General features: G+C 38.3%; 18 protein-coding genes and 1 pseudogene. 3 read left to right on the top strand and 16 right to left on the bottom strand.

Annotated elements, in window-relative coordinates; genetic code table 11:
* Nucleotides 1-38 precede the first annotated feature (38 nt).
* On the top strand, nucleotides 39-1,250 hold the full coding sequence (locus K6I41_RS12395) for a GTP-binding protein (protein ID WP_250374452.1): 1,212 nt from the start codon (nucleotides 39-41) through the stop codon (nucleotides 1,248-1,250).
* Between the two features lie 93 nt (nucleotides 1,251-1,343).
* On the opposite strand, the gene K6I41_RS12400 is transcribed toward K6I41_RS12395, so the two are convergent.
* Complete coding sequence (locus tag K6I41_RS12400) at nucleotides 1,344-2,198, bottom strand: metal-dependent hydrolase (RefSeq protein ID WP_250374453.1); 855 nt, start codon at nucleotides 2,196-2,198, stop codon at nucleotides 1,344-1,346.
* Between the two features lie 193 nt (nucleotides 2,199-2,391).
* Between K6I41_RS12400 and K6I41_RS12405 the strand changes: the two genes are divergently transcribed.
* Nucleotides 2,392-3,060, top strand: coding sequence for a TetR/AcrR family transcriptional regulator (locus K6I41_RS12405; RefSeq protein ID WP_250374454.1), 669 nt, complete (start codon nucleotides 2,392-2,394; stop codon nucleotides 3,058-3,060).
* A gap of 61 nt (nucleotides 3,061-3,121) precedes the next feature.
* Here K6I41_RS12405 and K6I41_RS12410 read toward each other — a convergent pair whose 3' ends face one another.
* The 8 genes and pseudogenes from K6I41_RS12410 to K6I41_RS12445 all read right to left on the bottom strand — a co-directional run.
* Complete coding sequence (locus K6I41_RS12410) at nucleotides 3,122-3,676, bottom strand: TetR/AcrR family transcriptional regulator (protein ID WP_250374455.1); 555 nt, start codon at nucleotides 3,674-3,676, stop codon at nucleotides 3,122-3,124.
* 698 nt (nucleotides 3,677-4,374) lie between these two features.
* Nucleotides 4,375-4,833: an Imm26 family immunity protein gene (locus K6I41_RS12415; protein ID WP_250374456.1), complete on the bottom strand. Its 459-nt coding sequence runs from the start codon at nucleotides 4,831-4,833 to the stop codon at nucleotides 4,375-4,377.
* 259 nt (nucleotides 4,834-5,092) lie between these two features.
* A complete protein-coding gene (locus tag K6I41_RS12420; protein WP_228710337.1) occupies nucleotides 5,093-5,422 on the bottom strand; it encodes a DUF6572 domain-containing protein in 330 nt (109 codons plus the stop codon).
* Between the two features lie 43 nt (nucleotides 5,423-5,465).
* Nucleotides 5,466-5,696 (bottom strand): hypothetical protein, encoded by a 231-nt coding sequence (locus K6I41_RS12425; protein ID WP_250374457.1) that lies wholly within the window; start codon nucleotides 5,694-5,696, stop codon nucleotides 5,466-5,468.
* 11 nt (nucleotides 5,697-5,707) lie between these two features.
* On the bottom strand, nucleotides 5,708-6,052 hold the full coding sequence (locus tag K6I41_RS12430; protein WP_250374458.1) for a hypothetical protein: 345 nt from the start codon (nucleotides 6,050-6,052) through the stop codon (nucleotides 5,708-5,710).
* A 123-nt stretch (nucleotides 6,053-6,175) separates the two neighbouring features.
* The gene (locus K6I41_RS12435; protein ID WP_250374459.1) at nucleotides 6,176-6,586 is read right to left on the bottom strand and encodes a hypothetical protein; all 411 of its coding nucleotides are present in this window, start codon (nucleotides 6,584-6,586) and stop codon (nucleotides 6,176-6,178) included.
* 52 nt (nucleotides 6,587-6,638) lie between these two features.
* On the bottom strand, nucleotides 6,639-6,887 hold the full coding sequence (locus K6I41_RS12440; protein WP_250374460.1) for a hypothetical protein: 249 nt from the start codon (nucleotides 6,885-6,887) through the stop codon (nucleotides 6,639-6,641).
* Between the two features lie 126 nt (nucleotides 6,888-7,013).
* Nucleotides 7,014-7,094: pseudogene (locus tag K6I41_RS12445) on the bottom strand (PaaI family thioesterase); the annotation flags it as partial.
* 328 nt (nucleotides 7,095-7,422) lie between these two features.
* Here K6I41_RS12445 and K6I41_RS12450 point away from each other — a divergent pair.
* Entirely contained in the window at nucleotides 7,423-8,124 is a 702-nt protein-coding gene (locus K6I41_RS12450; protein ID WP_002114397.1) for an SDR family oxidoreductase, read from the top strand.
* Nucleotides 8,125-8,216: 92 nt separating this feature from the next.
* Here K6I41_RS12450 and K6I41_RS12455 read toward each other — a convergent pair whose 3' ends face one another.
* From K6I41_RS12455 to K6I41_RS12485, 7 genes are all read right to left on the bottom strand, one after another.
* Nucleotides 8,217-9,095: a LysR substrate-binding domain-containing protein gene (locus K6I41_RS12455; protein ID WP_250374461.1), complete on the bottom strand. Its 879-nt coding sequence runs from the start codon at nucleotides 9,093-9,095 to the stop codon at nucleotides 8,217-8,219.
* Between the two features lie 60 nt (nucleotides 9,096-9,155).
* On the bottom strand, nucleotides 9,156-9,539 hold the full coding sequence (locus K6I41_RS12460; protein WP_250374462.1) for a PaaI family thioesterase: 384 nt from the start codon (nucleotides 9,537-9,539) through the stop codon (nucleotides 9,156-9,158).
* 77 nt (nucleotides 9,540-9,616) lie between these two features.
* The gene (locus K6I41_RS12465; RefSeq protein ID WP_250374463.1) at nucleotides 9,617-10,222 is read right to left on the bottom strand and encodes a gamma carbonic anhydrase family protein; all 606 of its coding nucleotides are present in this window, start codon (nucleotides 10,220-10,222) and stop codon (nucleotides 9,617-9,619) included.
* Nucleotides 10,209-11,174, bottom strand: a complete 966-nt coding sequence (gene paaX, locus K6I41_RS12470) for a phenylacetic acid degradation operon negative regulatory protein PaaX (protein WP_000062822.1) — start codon at nucleotides 11,172-11,174, stop codon at nucleotides 10,209-10,211. The genes K6I41_RS12465 and paaX overlap by 14 nt, the downstream gene beginning before the upstream one ends.
* A gap of 53 nt (nucleotides 11,175-11,227) precedes the next feature.
* A complete protein-coding gene (gene paaK, locus K6I41_RS12475; protein WP_016144874.1) occupies nucleotides 11,228-12,517 on the bottom strand; it encodes a phenylacetate--CoA ligase PaaK in 1,290 nt (429 codons plus the stop codon).
* Nucleotides 12,518-12,557: 40 nt separating this feature from the next.
* Nucleotides 12,558-13,766: a 3-oxoadipyl-CoA thiolase gene (gene pcaF, locus K6I41_RS12480; protein WP_250374464.1), complete on the bottom strand. Its 1,209-nt coding sequence runs from the start codon at nucleotides 13,764-13,766 to the stop codon at nucleotides 12,558-12,560.
* Between the two features lie 12 nt (nucleotides 13,767-13,778).
* Entirely contained in the window at nucleotides 13,779-15,317 is a 1,539-nt protein-coding gene (locus K6I41_RS12485; protein WP_250374465.1) for a 3-hydroxyacyl-CoA dehydrogenase, read from the bottom strand.
* Between the last annotated feature and the right edge of the window lie 2 nt (nucleotides 15,318-15,319).

The raw sequence follows: 15,319 nt of genomic DNA on the forward strand, positions 1-15,319 counted from the left end.
ATTTTCTATATTAACTATCACGAACTATGAGGTCATGCATGACAGCAATATCATTAAAATCAGAATTTGAACTTAATTCGTCTCGTATTCCTGTGACTGTTTTATCTGGCTTTTTAGGTTCAGGTAAAACGACCCTACTTAACTATATTCTGAATCATCAGCAGAATATGAAAGTAGCAGTAATCGTCAATGATATGAGTGAAATTAATATTGATGTTGAAGATGTGCGCCGTCATGTAGATCTCAGTCGTGGTACTGATCAATTAATTGAAATGAGCAACGGATGTATCTGCTGCACCTTAAGGGCCGATTTACTCGAACAAATTAGTACAATCGCGCAGAAGTCACAGTTTGATTATATTTTAATAGAATCTACAGGTATTTCAGAACCCATGCCTGTTGCTGAAACATTTGCTTTTCTTGATCAAAATGGTTTTAGCTTAAGTGAGCTAGCTCGTTTAGATACTCTAGTCACTGTAGTAAATGGCGAAAACTTTGCTCAAATGATTCAATCCAATGACAAAGTAGAGACAGCCCATCAAGATGAACAGTTGTCGACAACACGTCCTCTCTCGGATCTTCTGATTGAACAAGTTGAATACGCTAATGTTATTTTAGTTAGTCGTGTTGATGTGATTGGGCAAGAACAATACTCTCAATTGCAATCACTGCTCAATGAACTGAACCCCGCAGCAGAAATTTTACCCATGGTCTTTGGGGAAATTGATTTGGAAAAAGTTCTAAATACTCACAAATTTAATTTACCTGATTTAGTGAAATCCCCAGGATGGATGAAACAGATGGATCCGAATGAAGAGATCCATTCTGAATCTGAAAATTATGGTATTTCTTCTTGGGTATATAGTGAGCGTCTACCCTTTCACCCTCAGCGTTTTCAGAACTTTTTACAGCAAGCATGGAGTAACGGTGCTTTATTACGCTGTAAAGGATATATCTGGTTTGCCAATCGTTATCAGGATATTGCGATGCTGGTGCAAACAGGAAATCAATTTGCTTGGGAATACGTCGGAAAATGGTGGAATTTCATTCATCAGGCTGATTGGCCTCAAGATGTTTATCGTCGTAATAGTATTTTTGAAAAATGGGATGAACATACAGGTGACTGTCGACAAGAAATTGTTTTTATCGGACAAGGCGTTAATTGGGAGCAACTCCAGCAGCAACTCAACGATTGTTTATTAACAATGGACGAAATTAAGGATGGGCCTGATGTTTGGTCAGATTATTAATATTTAACCAATCCAAGTAATCACGCCACACTATTATTTTTCCATTTTTAACTTGTAATTTTCTTGCGCGGCTAAGCGCAAGCTTTATCAAGTTTAAATTTTGAGGTCTAAACGCTTTTGCCAAAGGTTTTCTAACCTTTTGGTATCGTGGTCAAAAGGATGAAAATCAGGACGGTAGTAATCTAAAAAATCTTTAACGGTTTGTAGTGTCAGTAATCCTTGATTACCTACGCCCTTTTTAAAAAATTTAGTGATGCCATTTAAAGAAAGCACTCCATCGGCTTTAAGTAATCTTCGTGTGTTATTCGCAATTAAGAAAAGTAAAATGCTTCCTGCAAATGTCATGTAAAAAATACGTGATAAGTATCCACCGCCTGATGCTACATAAGCATCAAAAAATACCGCTTTATGTTCATTTTCTTCAACTGCATGCCATAGCCATAGCTCAGCAACTGGACCGACTAAGCGATGATTCCACTCATCATTACGCAAGAGTTCGGCGCCTAAAGTTGCCGTAATATGTTCAATTGCGCAACCAACCGACATGATATGCATAGTTGGCAATATTTTTTGCATTAGGGCATATAAGGCTTTAACTTCATTTTGCAATTCATTGATATTGATTTGCTGTTCATCTGCATAACGGTTAAATGCCAAATGCTCTTTAGCATGCATCGCTTCTTGTCCAATAAAGGCACTTATCTCTGCTTGAAGTACAGGATCATCAATTTTATCTCGAATATTTCTCAGAGCCTCAATCAACATTAATTCTCCTTGCGGAAAAATAGCTGACATTGCATTCATCAAATGGGTGAAATAAGCGTCATTATCAAACCAGTAACGCTTTGAACTGGTGAAATCGAAACTTAAACGTCTGACTGGAAACGAGGCTATCAAACGATGTGCTGTTGAGGATGGCTTAGGTTTAACTTCTTCAAGGGTAGTCATCATTATTTCCATTTTACAAAAGTACCAATTAGTTCTTTTGTAAATTTCTTTATATCCTTAGTCAATAGTTATTTTTCATCCAATTGAAATTCATATATTTATTTATAAAAAAGTTTCTGAGAACAAAACAATCTTGAGCAAAAAAGCGGTTAATGATAGTTTTAGCAAGATTTCAAATTTTAGAAGATTCAGTGTGGAAAAACTCTCTGGCGCTTACGATACTCAAGCAGCAGGCTTACCCAGAGGCCGCACCAGCCTGTTAACTGAAGAAACTCGTGAAAAGCAACGCCGACGTTTGGTTAAAGCAGCCATTAGTGCATTTGCAGAAAAAGGATTTGCTGCTACAAGCATTACAGACATTGTTAAAAGAGCACGAGTATCTAAGCAGGCGTTTTATGAAATTTTTGAAAATAAAGAAGATTGTTTTCTGGCAGCAGATGATTTAGGTAGAAAAGCTTTATTTGAGCAAGTTCTCTCTGAAATTAAACTTGAAAATATGAATGCAGATCAATGGATTAGATCTTCAGTTCGTGCCTATTTACAACTATGCAATAGTGAACAAGACTTTACCAAGGCTTGGGCGATCGAGTTCCCCAATGCTGGAAGTCGCTGTCTAGAACAACGTAATTTATTTTTTGCAGAATTAGGACAAAGACTAAAATCTATACATGACATCATTAAAATGAATGACCCAGATCAATGGGTCAGCGTTCCTCATTTATTTTATGATGCAGCAATTGGCGGCGCTTATGAAATTATTTTCCGCTACATTTGCCAAAACAAATTTACTGAATTATTAGCTCTCGAAGATGATCTGGTTAACTTTATTCAGTTTTCTATTGGATATAAACAAGTAGTCTAAACCTATCCAGATACGCTAAAACCCTATGATATAGAGCTTACCCAAACAAAGGCTCAAACGTCTAAAGAAAGATATTAGAAATCATATTCCAGTGGCTTTCTCTGTTTTCTGCTCCATCTGAGCTTAAATGCTGAATAATTGCGCCTTCAATCATATATAAAAATAGTTTTGCATCCTGAAAAGTTGCATCGGTTTTTAGTTTTATTAACTGGCTATAGATTTCACTGATTAGCCAAGTTCTATATTTAATTGCGACTTGATAGGCTTTTGAATAGGTTAGTTTTATTTCAAAAATGGCTTTAAATAATAGGTAGTAAAGCCCGTCTAAATCGGTGTGTAAAAGATAAATTTTCTTAAGTTTATCAGTCACGCTTGTACCTTGGTGAGACTCAGCAATTAAAACCACTTTTTCTTTTAAGCGTTCTTTCTGCACGATTAAACAGATTTCAATAAACCGCTCTTTAGAATGAAAGTAGTTATAAAAAGTCGCTTTAGGAATTTGGCACTCTTTCACAATTCGGTCGATCCCCACAGTATGAAACCCAAAATGGTGAAATAAATGAATCGACTTGTTGATGACTTGCATGGCACGGGAGGAAAGTACTAAATTTGGCATGGTTTTACCGTTATAAATTCTTGTTGTTTCTAAATGAGATACTTTTTTGGGAGAAAAAAAGCATAGCAAAGCCCGTAAGACTATGCGTAGCACATCTCGATTTTGTTATTGCTAAGTTTTAAATAAAAAGACTTAAAGCCTGAGAACCTTAGGGCAATCAAGCTGCTTTAAAATTTTAAGCTGTGTTGTTATAGCCTTTGGCAGTAAGAGCCAAGAAATAATGGATGTGCAAAGCCAACTCCTTTTTATTGGGAGTTCTGCCAGACATTAAAATTATGGTGGCAGAACGAGAAAGGGTTCGCGGACTGGTGAAAGATATAACCAGCACACCCGAAGGTGTCCCTCTCCCGTCCTACCGCAACGGGAGGAGACGAGGAGTTCACGCATAAGACTATCCCTCAGAAGGAATAACTCTGATGCGATCTTTCATCACGGTCCGCGACGACCGTCTGGCAATGTAGGCCAGCAGGCAAAGAATAGTGCCCAACCCTATTGCAGTCAAGCACGCAAAATGCCATTTGTTTTAAATTAAATCATTAGAAAAGTAAGGCTAAATAATGAGGGAGTTATTGTTAAGTGGGGGTTATAGAGGACGGATTTTTTAGGCTTAATGCGGTGCTAATTTTGAAATGTAAGTTGGAAATTAGAGATTTATTATCTCTTTAATACAGCTTCGTTCCCCGTATCAGAATACTTACTTAAGGCTTTGGTTTTAAATCTTCACCCCATACATTAGGTACACCTGAAAAATAATCTCTCAATCTATCTTCCACGTGCTCTGGCTCCCAGACCGCTGCAGATTCTAAATCTTTAATTTCCTCATATGTTGCAGGCAGAATATTACCTTGGTGATAAATTGAAAACTCCTTGGTAATCACATCCTGCATGAAATATTTATTTGGTATCGCCAAATCTGCCTCAATAGGCTTATTGTCAATCACTACCCATTGACCAGAAGTAATAGCATATTTCATTACGGGCACTCGAAATAATTCTTTTGCTGAATAAATCTTATCGAGATCAAGACTAGAAATATTATCTGTAAAAAAGTCATAAAAAAGTGTTTCCTCTTTATTTATGACCCGACCAAATGCATATTGACCATTTTTTAAATCAATTTGTAATAAAGCCCCAATACTAAAATTCTGCTTTTTCATTTTCTACTCCTCTTTAATATTTCTAACTTCACTAAAGTTGGATCGCATTTATATCCTTTACTATTAGGATAAATATTAGTTATTTTTTATTAAATATCAAAAAATCAGTCATCAAACTTAGTAAAAAATTTAATCCTCTACTCTAAAGAGTCGGGTTCAAATGTAACGATGGATGAGGGAATAGAAATAGTTTTACCAAAATTTTCTTTGGTTCAACGAGTCATATAATGATCAAACTCAGGTTTGTAATAACGATAAATTACGACCCGATGACTAGCTTAGAAAATTGAAATTTTATGCCTATACTACTCAAAAAGTTTTTAATCTTATCCAGAAATTTAAGATCACTCACAAAAGGATCGAAACGATAAATAAGTTCTATAACAAATTTTTTGCCAATAGCTTGTTCATACTTTTCATAAACATCACCACTCTCAATAAAATCAATATACTTATTTATTTTTTCTTGCAGGATATAAAGATGCTCATCATTCCCCCATACGAAATGATCAGAGATCGTTAACACGACATCCCCTTCTGGACTAGTGCTAATGAAATCTATACTTTCCAAATTATCTACTGTCATCATTTTCTCTTATTTATTTTGGCCAAACAATTTCCATCTTTTATAATTAACTAGATAATATAAAATTATTGAATAGCTCTTTAACCTTTGAAGTAGTGTTTGTTTTATCAAAAAAGAATGAAACTTGATTTGGCTCAAGCTTTATATGGAAAAGTACAGAATGCTTTTCCGTTAGAAAATCTTCAAATTGATCTGCAAGCTCCAAATTTGGACAAACTAGTATTACGCCGTATTCAGGATCTTCCATAATTTGTACATTAGAAATTGGATTATTCATTTACTACTGCTCTAAATTTGTTGACTCTCACGCCATTTTTTAAATAAGTCTTCAAGCTTCTTTTGTGCATTGAAACGTGGTTTGTCTCTATTCCTATCATAATAATTGAGCCATTTTGTATTAGAAAACAACCAGAAAGACCAACCCTCATCAGTCAAATCACCGCGTGTTACTACCGCTTTTTTCACACCTTTTCCTAATACTTTTTCACGACTAACGAAGAAATTATTTTGAGCAAGAAAATTTAAATAATATGTATATATTTCTTCTATTTGAAAATAATACTTCTCATCACGAACCCATTCATCATCCATCAGCACGACAGCTTCTCGCTCAAGCGAACCTGTTACATTCATTGCTTTATATGAGCTTTCTACTTCTACTATTCTTACGATGGCATCCTCTCTTGTAGGACATTCTGAAATGGATTGCTCATGATCTATGTTCCAACTTTTTTAAAACACTAACAAAATTTATCATCAATATACTGATAATATTTTTTCCATTAATGCCTTTTCTTTAGCCCCAATAGACCATTTCGTACTATCAAACATTTCAATCACAACTTCACAATTATCAAAGATCTCTTTTTTTAATTGATCACCTCTAATATCTTGTGGTGATTTAGCTGCGATAATTAAACAATCATAAATCTGCTCTAATGAATTTGAAAATTCATTTAATTCAGACCATGTCATAAAGACTCCATGTGGACTAGACCGTACAAGTTTTTCAAAATCATCCATGGACAGGTTATTTGGAGCATGACCTATCCCATAAAAGTCTAATATTGCCCACGTCCAGTTATTTTCGGGAACAACTGTCAGTAAATCTGTTAATTGAACTAAAGAATCATTTTTTCGAAACGAAGGTAATGTAACAAACTTCATTTTGGTAACTCCACGGATCTTTTTATTTAATCTCCTAAAGGAGTGGCATAACTTATCTTTCTTTATTTGACTGTGAAACTAAAGAAGCAGCTAAAGTCTTTGTTGTACCATTATATTTTTCACTTTGTAATACTCTAGACGCTTCTGATTCCATTTCACTTCCAGTTTGTTTAGTGGAGTGCGTTTGGGCTAAAGCTGATCCAGCTAACTTTTTCTGAATTGCTGAGGAAGATGGATCTCGCAATACTTCTGAAGCTAATTTAGCGACTTTATTTGAAGTTTGTTTTGCATTTTTAGACATAATAAAAACCCATTAGTTAAGAAATTCTTATCATATCTAAGTCTTTGAATTGATCAATATATAAACGACTCAAACTGTCGTGTTAGTTAAGTTTTACTCTGAATCTAACAATCAAACAACCATCTATTAAGGTGCAAGTCTGTAACACGTAGATGTAAACAAAGCGACTCTATTATTCAAACCGTCTATTATCACAACTTCATAATGCCAAATTCTTAAAAAAGCTTGGGTAAATGCACATTGGTAAAAATATTATCAGCACACAGATGCAGATTTGTGTGAAGACCTATTAACCGAATTCAAGCTTTCCATTAGAAATTTACTAAAAAATTTAAAATGTCTAATAAATCATCGGTTTCAATTATTTTTAGGATACTTTTTTTAAAAACGATAATTTGAATATTGATTAAGACAATAGATTTTCTACTGGGTTCAACGAATATATATCGTTTGCTCAACACCCTCTTAAATTTTAACATCATCTCAAAATTTATTAAATATTTCATATTTTTAATTAAATCTAGAGGTGAGAATTATGTCTGAGAAAGTTGCTATTATTACAGCTGCTGGGAGTGGTATGGGCGCAGCTATTGCAAAAAAATTAGCAGCAGATGGATTTAATGTTGCTATTCTTTCTTCATCAGGAAAAGGTGAAGCTCTCGCAAACCAACTGAATGGTCTAGGTATTACTGGATCAAATCAATCAATAGACGATGTTCAACGCCTTATTGATGAAACTCTTTCACGTTGGGGACGAATAGATGTTTTGGTTAACAGTGCAGGACATGGTCCCCGCAAGGAAATTTTAGAATTAACAGACCAAGATTGGCATGATGGTATAGACACTTACTTTCTTAATGCTGTACGACCTATACGTTTAGTTATTCCTGTAATGCAAAAACAAAAGCAAGGTGTAATTATCAACATTTCTAGTGCATGGACATTTGAGCCTAGCTCACTATTTCCAACTTCGGCAGTTGCTCGTTCTGGATTGGCAGCATTTACCAAAATTTGTGCAGATACCTATGCGATTGATAATATCCGTATTAATAATGTCTTACCTGGATGGATTGATACTCAGCCAGAAACAGATGAACGCATTAACAATGTTCCAATGAAGCGTTATGGTTCAAAAGAAGAGATAGCAGATACAGTTGCTTTCCTTGCATCTTATAGTGCTGCTTATATTACAGGGCAGAATATTCGAGTAGATGGTGGCTTAACTCGCTCGGTATAATGAATCTTAATAAAAATTTGAAGGGATAAATTGCTAAACCATTATCCCTTCAAGATTGGAGTTAAACTCATCACAGCAATAAAACTCTCCTTTTATGGTTGCTCTGTACCTAAATATTCAATACACCATTTCCAAATTTGATCTACTTTGTCATTCGGATGTAGAACTTTTTTTCTGACAAGAAAATAACTTGGCTCAACAATTTTAGTGTCGGAAATAACTTGTACTAGTTTTCCTGACTTAATATCTGCTTCAACAAACGCTCGACATGTTAAAGCTATTCCTTGCCCTGACACAGCAGCATCCAACGCCAGAGTGGTTTGATTAAATATAGGCCCTGACAACTTGGTGAATGTATTTAGAAATTTTGGCCATTGATCGTGTGCATCGTGCAGAAGTGGCATTGATAATAACTGTTCACGTTTTAATGGCAACGTTAAATCTTTGACAAAATAAGGACTTGCGACAGCTACGAGTTCCTGACGAAACAATAATTGTGTTTCTAAATTATCTGGAAATGATTTTGTGGTAAGCCTGATGGCAATATCAACCTGATCCCGATCAAAGTCAGATACTGCTTCAGTAGCTAATGTATGTAAGTTAATGTCAGGTAATAGAGTATGTAAATCGCCTAACCGAGGAATTAAGAGTTTAGCAGCAATGGTTGGTGTGACACTTATCGTAACGCTATCAGGCTGATCTAATAGTAATTCTGTCGAATCAGTAAGAATGTCGAAAGCACGAGTAATATTGACCAGATACTTTGCTCCTTCAGGAGTCAAAGACAGTCCTCGTGGAAGCCGTTGAAACAAAGTAACGTTTAAATGATCTTCTAGTGCACGAACTTGTTGAGCAATAGCACCTTGTGTAACACCTAATTCATCAGCAGCAGCGCGAAAACTTAACTTCCTGCCCGCTGTTTCAAAAGCACGCAAAGCATTTAAGGACGGAAGTTTTCGACGAGATAACATGAAAAATAAAGAAGTAGTTTTTCTACACTCTAGTTTGTTTGCTAACTGTATGCAACCCATTCACGGCGCAAGTCTGTAACATGTAGATGTAAATAAAGCGACTCTATTATTCAAACCATCTGTTATCACCACCTCATAATGTGCAAATTTTTTACTACTACCAACCTTGGTTGCCGTTGCAAATAACACCTTATCTTTCGCACCGCTCATATAGCGAATATCCGCCTGTAGGCCAGTGTATGGCGCATTCCCTGCATTACAAGCCATCGCAAAAGCAATATCGGCTAAAGAAAATATGACACCACCATGTACGCCGCCCAAGGCATTCATGTGTTCGTCTTTTATATTAAGCTTGCAACGCGCTTCATCAAAACTGCGATGCAGCACTTGAACACCCAATAGCTCTGCGAATTGATCAACCGCAGTGGTTTCCTTTTTTTGCACAAACGTCTCCCTACTCGTGCGAGTATTCCTTAAATGTTATGAATCTATCTGTATTGAAATCGACTTATGAATAGCCGTTAAACGCTATCTTGTTTAATCTGATAGTTTGAAGAACTAAAGTCCTTATAGGTCAGGCGATCATCCAACTCTGAGCTTAAAGGCTGAACTTCTTGCATTGAGTTTAAGCAGCGCTGTGCAAGCTCAATGTATTCTTGCGTGCCTCTAGTTTTCCACTTTTTTTCTTGTTCTGATAAATCACGTGCAACCTTGGCAGGACTCCCCATTGCCAATACATTTGCCGGAATAATATCTTTGGTTTTGACCAAACTATTTGCGCCAATAATAGTGTTTTCACCAATTTCGGCATAGTCCAAAATTACGCTGTTCATGCCCACCAAAACATTTTTTCCAATGCAGCAGCCATGCAAAATTGCCCCATGCCCAATGTGCCCCATTTCTTCAACCAAAGTCACGCTTTGTGGAAAACCATGTACAGTGCAGCTATCTTGTATATTGGCATTTTGCTTAATATGAATACGACCAAAATCGGCACGCAATGAAGCAAATGGCCCCACATATACGCCCGCTTCAATAATCACATCACCAATTAAAACAGCAGTTGGATGTACAAAAGCCTCTGGGCTAACGACGGGAATAACACCGTCAATACTATAACAAGGCATGATTTAACCTCTCATTTGTTGCCACCAAACCTCCGAAACGGCGCCAATAATGTGCTGTGGCATTGGGCATTGGTCCTTCTGCTGTTGCAGCAACAGACAAGAAGTATTCATCCGCAGGTTCAAATACTTTTTTATAAATATTCATTGATAAAGTTCGTGCACTAATCGCGGGCCAGTCAGTTGGCAATAACTCAAGCGGTAATGCAGGGTCTTTCAATAAAATCCGTCGATAATAATGAATTAGCAAAGTTCGAATTTGAAAGGCCTGAACAGGTTCCAGTTGTTCGTTTTCCTGCATCAGCAACACGCCAATTTCTCTAAAAATATCAAGAAACTGTAAATATCTTTGGCGTAATTCATCGATGGGCCAGTTGGTTCTGAGCATACGACCAATGGTATCGACCGAATTATTAAAGAGCTGCAAGGTTTCGGCTTTAAACACCACCACTTGCTCACTCATATTTAAGTCCACCAACAAGCGTTGCAGTTCAATACGGTTACAACCCGGATAAGCCATTAAGTTTGTCGAAATATTGGCAAATCCTAACCATTCGAGTTCTTTCTTTAACAACGCTTTATTTTCAGTGTCGAGGCTAGACATCAGAATAAGATCCCAATAATGGTCCCACTCTTTCATCTGGTCGTTATAAATGCGTTGCTCAGCCTGCAAATAGGTCGAACGGCTCGAATCGGTAATTCGATAAAAACTGGTTCTGCCGATTTTGTCTGAACATAACCAATCATTTTTAACTAAACGAAAAACAGAGGTTCTTACAGCGCGGTCATTAAAACCAAACAGCTCTAATAACTGAATCAGGCTTGCAAGACTAATGTTTCCACCCCGATGAAGTACTGAATCTCCAAAAATTGTCGAAATAAGCGAAGTTCCACTTAAGGTCTCATTCTTTACAACAGAATCAATTATTTGCTGTATTTTTGCACTCATACTCATGTCTTGGCGTTTAGTTTCAGGGTATAGATTCTATACCCTGAATGATTTTGATGTTAAGCAATCTGACGCATATCGATTACCCGCTTTGCCTTTCCTTCCGAACGAGGTAAGGTCGCTTCTGTAACAACTTCTACAGTAACGCTAATCCCAATCATGGTTTTAATGCGTTTCATCAACTCCTGAGCAAGTTGATTGGCCTGTATATTACAGTTATGACACATCTCTGTACGAATATGCAAAGTATCCATATGCCCTTTTTTAGTCACCAAAATTTCATAATTTGGAACTAAATGCGGAACTTGTAAAATTTGCTCTTCAATTTGGGTCGGGAAAACGTTCACGCCGCGAATAATCAGCATGTCGTCACTACGGCCCACAATTTTATCCATTTTACGCATCGCCAGATTTTCTCCAGCGAGTAAACGTGTCAAATCACGAGTACGGTAACGAATAATCGGTAAGCCTTCTTTGGTAATGGTGGTAAAGACTAACTCGCCAAGTTCGCCATCTTTACAGACTTCACCTGTTTCAGGGTTAATAATTTCTGGGTAGAAATGATCTTCCCAAATGGTTAGCCCTTCGCCCTCACCTAAGCACTGCATTGCAACGCCCGGCCCCATCACCTCAGACAAACCATAAATATCGAGTGCTTTAATATTTAAGCGTTCTTCAATTTCACGACGAAGTTCATTGGTCCAAGGCTCGGCACCAAAAATACCGACTTTTAAAGACGTATTACGTGCAGTACCAAATTGTTGCTCGAGCTTTTCAATAATACTCACGCAATACGATGGCGTAACCATAATTGCAGTCGGTTTAAAATCTTGAATAAGCTGCACTTGCTTTTCAGTTTGGCCGCCAGACATTGGAATAACCGTTGCACCTAAGCGCTCGGCACCATAATGTGCGCCTAAACCACCTGTAAATAGTCCATAGCCATAAGCCACCTGAACCATATCTTTTGCGGTTAAACCTGCCATGCGTAAGCAACGCGCAACAATGTCTGACCAAGTATTAATATCTTTTTGGGTATAACCCACCACGGTCGGTTTACCCGTTGTGCCCGATGATGCATGTAAACGCACAATCTGTTCTTGTGGCACAGCAAACATTCCAAACGGATAGTTGTCTCTTAAATCCTGTTTGGTGGTAAATGGAAACTTTGCCAGATCGTCTAAAGTCACGAAGTCATCAGGATGTACACCTGCATCATCGAACTTTTTCTTATAGACCGGACTATTTTCATATACAAAAGTCAGGGTTTGTTTTAACCGTTTAGTTTGCAGCTCTCTAAGCTCTGCAAGTGTTAATTGTTCAACATTATCCGTTGTAAGGCTGTCCATCGCCTCTCTCCTCATTATGTAATTTTTAAAACCGTCTAAATTAATTTAAGTTTTCCAAAATCAGCGCAACGCCCTGTCCCACACCTACACACATCGTGCAAAGTGCATAGCGTCCACCGCGTTTTTTTAGCTCACGTGTTGCTGTAATCACTAAACGTGTACCGCTCATACCCAGCGGATGGCCTAACGCAATCGCACCACCATTTGGGTTCACGCGTTCATCGTCATCTTTTAGACCAAGTTCACGCATACAAGCCAAAGATTGGGCTGCGAATGCTTCATTCAGTTCAATCACATCTATCTGATCTAGCGTTAAACCTGTTTGCTTTAAAATTTTCTGCACAGCCGGAACAGGACCTATACCCATATATTTGGGTTCAACCCCTGCACTTGCAATGCCAATTACACGTGCTAAAGGTTTTAACCCATGTGTATTTGCAAATTCACGGTTGGTAATTAACACACACGCGGCACCGTCATTTACACCAGAGGCATTTCCGGCAGTCACCGAGCCGCCTTCTTTTTTAAATGGCGCTTTTAGTTTTGCGAGTGCTTCAAGTGTCGTTTCACGCGGATGTTCATCGCGATTAACAACGTTCACGTTTTTTTTACGATCTACAATCTCGACAGGCAAAATCTCGTCATTAAAGAAACCATTTTGTTGTGCCGCAGCCGTTTTTTGTTGGCTACGCAATGCAAAAGCATCTTGGTCTTCACGACTAATTTGATATTTTTCAGCTACATTTTCGGCAGTTTCCGGCATGCTGTCGGTGCCGTATTGCGCTTTAAGTTGCTTATTTACAAAGCGCCAGCCAATAGTGGTGTCATAAATTTCAGGTGTACGGCTAAACGCTTCGGTCGGTTTAGCTTGTACAAATGGCGCACGGCTCATTGACTCAACGCCACCTGCCAACACAAACTGCGCTTCACCTGCCTTAATTGAGCGTGCCGCAAGGCCTACCGCATCTAAGCCAGAAGCACATAAACGATTGACGGTCATGGCTGGCACTGTATCAGGTAAGCCCGCCAAGAGTGTCGCCATACGTGCAACGTTACGGTTGTCTTCACCTGCTTGGTTAGCACATCCTAAAAACACTTCGTCTACCGTATTCCACGGCAAGTTCGGGTGTTGATCTTTTAAATATTTGATGGGCAATGCAGCTAAATCATCTGCACGTACTGCACTTAAGGCACCTGCATATCGTCCAATTGGGGTACGAATAAAATCGCAAATTAAAACGTCTTCCATGTTGACTCCTGATTATGCAAATTCGGTCATATCACGTGAATATTGAGTAGCAATGTTTTGAGTTTTCGCTACATATTGCTTGAGGTAGATACTCGCGCGATATTTTTCCTCTCCATACAGTGCATATAAATTATTTAAGGTTTGGAGCACATAAGCACCACCCATTTGTGTCAACCACTGGTAAGGACCCTTAGGATAATTCACTCCATATTTCATGGCATTATCAATATCTTCCAGACTCGCAACACCATGTAAACTTGCTTCGCAGGCTTCATTAATGAGTAAAGCGATGGTGCGTAAGGTTAACAGCGCAGGATGGTCTTTAATCCACATCACGCTGACACCAAACTGTGCAAAGTAAGCCTCAACTTTAGCCAGATCACTTGCTTCACAAAGCTCGTTATGACTGAGTACTAAAGCCTCTGCGTGCTCACAATCATGATGCCAATCCATTAAAACCACTTTACGGCTTAAGTAATGAATATTGGCTGACTCACCTTGGCTTAAACGTAAGTCGATATCATCAATTTGAAGGATATTGTCGTCACTCGCAGATCCGCTTTTTAAACCTAAACGCGTTACAAAAGCAGGTAGCTGAGACCAAGCGCCTTTTAGCTGAATATGGGCATCGACTGGCTCGGCAACCACAGCTTGAGGTTGAAATGTCTCGTACTGATTTTTTTCGTTATAGCTATAAAAGCCTTGTTTTGACTTACGGCCCCAAGCACCTGCATCGACCAATTCTTTTTGAATGAGGCTTGGGCGGTAACGTGGTTCGTAAAAAAACTCTTGATAAACGCTTTGCGTCACCGAAAAGTTAACATCTTGCCCAATAAGGTCGGTAAGTTCACACGGCCCCATCGCAAAACCGCCGCACTGCTTTAAGGCATAGTCTAGCTGGTCGTAGCTAGTGACTTGTTCTTGCAGTGCTCTAAAGCCTTCTGCATAAAACGGACGTGCAATTCGGTTAACAATAAACCCAGGAGTCGACTTGGTGAGTACCGGAATTTTTTTCCAGCCCAACATCAAATTTTTTAAAGCCAAACATAAGCTGTTTGGGGTTTTTAAGCCTTGCACAATTTCAACCAGTTTCATGACTGGCGCAGGGTTAAAAAAGTGTAAACCCACTACGCGCTCAGGGTGAGCAATGCCAGCCGAAATTGCAGTCACTGAAATTGAAGATGTGTTACTTGCAAAAATGGTTTGCGCACTACAAATTTCAGCAAGTTGCTTAAATAAAGACTGTTTAACTTCTTTTTTCTCGACGACCGCTTCAATGACTAAGTCAGCATCACGTAGCGCTTCAACTTGGTTGACCACAGTTAAACGTGCCAAAGCTTCATCAGCTTGCTGTTGTGTGAGCTTGCTCTTTTCAACCAGCTTTTTAAATGTCTGCCCTAAACCTTGAACGGCTTGTTGCGCTTTTTGAGCGTCCAGATCATATAAAATGGTCGAGTGCCCATTAACAATGGCTAACTGGGCAATGCCGATGCCCATAGTGCCAGAACCAATAACGGCAATTCGGGCACGAGATAAGTCTAAATCTGTCATGC

It is taken from the genome of Acinetobacter sp. AS23 (assembly GCF_023612055.1).
Lineage (GTDB): Bacteria > Pseudomonadota > Gammaproteobacteria > Pseudomonadales > Moraxellaceae > Acinetobacter > Acinetobacter oleivorans.

Bases quoted from the DNA above. Each gene is read 5' to 3' on its own strand.
- K6I41_RS12395 (WP_250374452.1), top strand. From the start codon at position 39: ATGACAGCAATATCATTAAAATCAGAATTTGAACTTAATTCGTCTCGT.
- K6I41_RS12400 (WP_250374453.1), bottom strand. From the start codon at position 2,198: ATGACTACCCTTGAAGAAGTTAAACCTAAGCCATCCTCAACAGCACAT.
- K6I41_RS12410 (WP_250374455.1), bottom strand. From the start codon at position 3,676: ATGCCAAATTTAGTACTTTCCTCCCGTGCCATGCAAGTCATCAACAAG.
- K6I41_RS12415 (WP_250374456.1), bottom strand. From the start codon at position 4,833: ATGAAAAAGCAGAATTTTAGTATTGGGGCTTTATTACAAATTGATTTA.
- K6I41_RS12420 (WP_228710337.1), bottom strand. From the start codon at position 5,422: ATGATGACAGTAGATAATTTGGAAAGTATAGATTTCATTAGCACTAGT.
- K6I41_RS12425 (WP_250374457.1), bottom strand. From the start codon at position 5,696: ATGAATAATCCAATTTCTAATGTACAAATTATGGAAGATCCTGAATAC.
- K6I41_RS12430 (WP_250374458.1), bottom strand. From the start codon at position 6,052: ATGAATGTAACAGGTTCGCTTGAGCGAGAAGCTGTCGTGCTGATGGAT.
- K6I41_RS12435 (WP_250374459.1), bottom strand. From the start codon at position 6,586: ATGAAGTTTGTTACATTACCTTCGTTTCGAAAAAATGATTCTTTAGTT.
- K6I41_RS12440 (WP_250374460.1), bottom strand. From the start codon at position 6,887: ATGTCTAAAAATGCAAAACAAACTTCAAATAAAGTCGCTAAATTAGCT.
- K6I41_RS12450 (WP_002114397.1), top strand. From the start codon at position 7,423: ATGTCTGAGAAAGTTGCTATTATTACAGCTGCTGGGAGTGGTATGGGC.
- K6I41_RS12455 (WP_250374461.1), bottom strand. From the start codon at position 9,095: ATGTTATCTCGTCGAAAACTTCCGTCCTTAAATGCTTTGCGTGCTTTT.
- K6I41_RS12465 (WP_250374463.1), bottom strand. From the start codon at position 10,222: ATGCCTTGTTATAGTATTGACGGTGTTATTCCCGTCGTTAGCCCAGAG.
- paaX (WP_000062822.1), bottom strand. From the start codon at position 11,174: ATGAGTATGAGTGCAAAAATACAGCAAATAATTGATTCTGTTGTAAAG.
- paaK (WP_016144874.1), bottom strand. From the start codon at position 12,517: ATGGACAGCCTTACAACGGATAATGTTGAACAATTAACACTTGCAGAG.
- pcaF (WP_250374464.1), bottom strand. From the start codon at position 13,766: ATGGAAGACGTTTTAATTTGCGATTTTATTCGTACCCCAATTGGACGA.
- K6I41_RS12485 (WP_250374465.1), bottom strand. From the start codon at position 15,317: ATGACAGATTTAGACTTATCTCGTGCCCGAATTGCCGTTATTGGTTCT.